Here is a 1995-nt window from a genome sequence, read left to right on the forward strand (position 1 = left end):
CGTCGTGCCCTGCGCGTCCGGATCCGGGTCGTACAACCCCTCCACGTCCCAGCCACGGTCCACCGGGAAACCGGACAAAGCGTCCCCACCCGACTCCAGCAACCGCCACAGATCCTCCGGCGACCGCACGTCACCCGGGAACCGGCAGCTCATCGCCACGATCGCGACGGGTTCGTCATCCGTCACGGTGGAGGTGGGGGTGATGACCGCGGCCGCCGCGCCCGCGCCGGACGCACCGGTCGCCTCGGCCAGTTCGTCCCGCAGATGTCCGGCCAGCACGGAGGGGGTCGGGTAGTCGAAGATCAGGGTCGGGGGGAGTTTGAGCGCGGTGGCCGCACCGAGGCGGTTGCGCAGTTCGACGGCGGTGAGCGAGTCGAACCCGAGTTCCTTGAACGCCCGGTTCGCCTCCACTGCCTCGGGGCCCGCGTAGCCGAGCACGGACGCCACGGCCGTACGCACCAACTCCAGGAGCAGCCGGTCCTGTTCGGCCGACGGGCGACCCGTGAGCCGCTCGATCAGCGCGCTGCCGCCCGAGGTGTCGGCCTCGGCCTCGGCGCGCATGCCGTCCATTACGGCGCGTGCCTCGGGGAGGTCGTTGAGCAGGGGGCGCGGCCGGCCGGAGGTGAAGGCGAGGACGAAGCGCTTCCACTCCATGTCGGCGACGGTCAGTGCCGTCTCGTCCCGGTCGAGGGCGTGGCCCAGGGCGGTGACCGCCGACTCGGGCGCCATTTCGAGCACGCCGTGACGTCGCATACGGTCGCCCACCGCGCCTTCCGCCATGCCTCCGTCGCCCCACGGGCCCCAGGCGACCGACGTCGCGGTGAGCCCGGCGTCGCGCCGGTACTGCGCGAAGGCGTCGAGGAAGGCGTTGCCGGGCGCGTAGTTGCCCTGGCCGGGGGCGCCGAAGGTGGCCGCGAAGGAGGAGAAGAGCACGAAGGCGGAGAGGTCCAGCTCACGCGTCAGTTCGTCCAGGTTGCGGGTGGCCTCGACCTTGACCCGCAGGACCCGGTCAAGCTGGTCCGGCGTCAGCGCCTCCACCACGGCGTCGTCCAGTACGGCGGCGGTGTGCACCACGGCCGTCAGCGGCCGGTCGCGCGGTATGGAAGCCAGGAGTCCGGCGAGCGCGGTGCGGTCGGCGACGTCGCAGGCGGCGATGGTCACTTCGGCGCCCAGGGCGGTGAGTTCGTCGCGGAGTTCGCCCGCGCCGGGGGCGTCGGGGCCCCTGCGGCTGGTCAGCAGCAGATGCAGCGGGGCGGTGCCTTCACAGTCCGCGCTGCGGGCCAGCCAGCGCGCCACGTGCGCGCCCAGGGCACCCGTGCCACCGGTGACCAGCACGGTCCCCTGCGGCTTCCAGTCCCGGGTTACGGGGGTGCGGTCGAGCGGAGCGCGCAGCAGGCGGCGTACGAACAAACCGGTCGGCCGGAGGGCGAGTTGGTCCTCGTCTCCGGTGGCCGCGAGGGCGGTCGCCAGTCGTGTCAGCGTGCGCTCGTCAGGCTCGGCGGGCAGGTCGACGAGACCGCCCCATCGTTCGCCGTGCTCCAGGGCGGCCACCCGGCCCAGTCCCCAGACGAGTGCCTGCTCCGGGTCGTCGAGGGTGTCGGCGCTGTTCACGGAGACCGCGCCTCGGGTGGCGCACCACAGCGGTGCCGTCACCTCAGCGTCGCCGAGGGCCTGTACCAGCGCGAGTGAGGTGTGCAACGGCTGCTCGGCGTCCACCGCGAGCAACGACAGCACACCGGCGAGGTGGTCTTCGGTCGCGGCGATCTCACCGGCGGCCTCACGGATGAGGGCCGTCAGTGCGTGCCGATCGGCGGTGGCCGGGGTCGGTACTACGCGTACTGCGGCGCCACGTGCGGTGAGGACGCGCGTCACATCGGCCGTCCGCCCCTTCTCGTCGCTGTCCGGCGGCGCGACGACGAGCCACGTGCCGGTGAGGCGGGTGGTGGCGGAGGCGTTGTCGTCGGGCAGCGGCTTCCAGGTGACGCGGTAACGCCA

At 72.9% G+C, this 1995-nt stretch carries 1 protein-coding gene; it reads right to left on the bottom strand.

What is annotated here, in order from left to right:
- Positions 1-1995 (bottom strand): beta-ketoacyl reductase (locus tag IE249_RS35305; RefSeq protein ID WP_189711600.1); only part of this gene is annotated, 1995 nt, incomplete at both ends.

Origin of the sequence: Streptomyces anandii JCM 4720, assembly GCF_014650655.1 — a bacterium.
In the GTDB taxonomy this organism is placed as follows: Bacteria; Actinomycetota; Actinomycetes; order Streptomycetales; family Streptomycetaceae; genus Streptomyces; species Streptomyces anandii.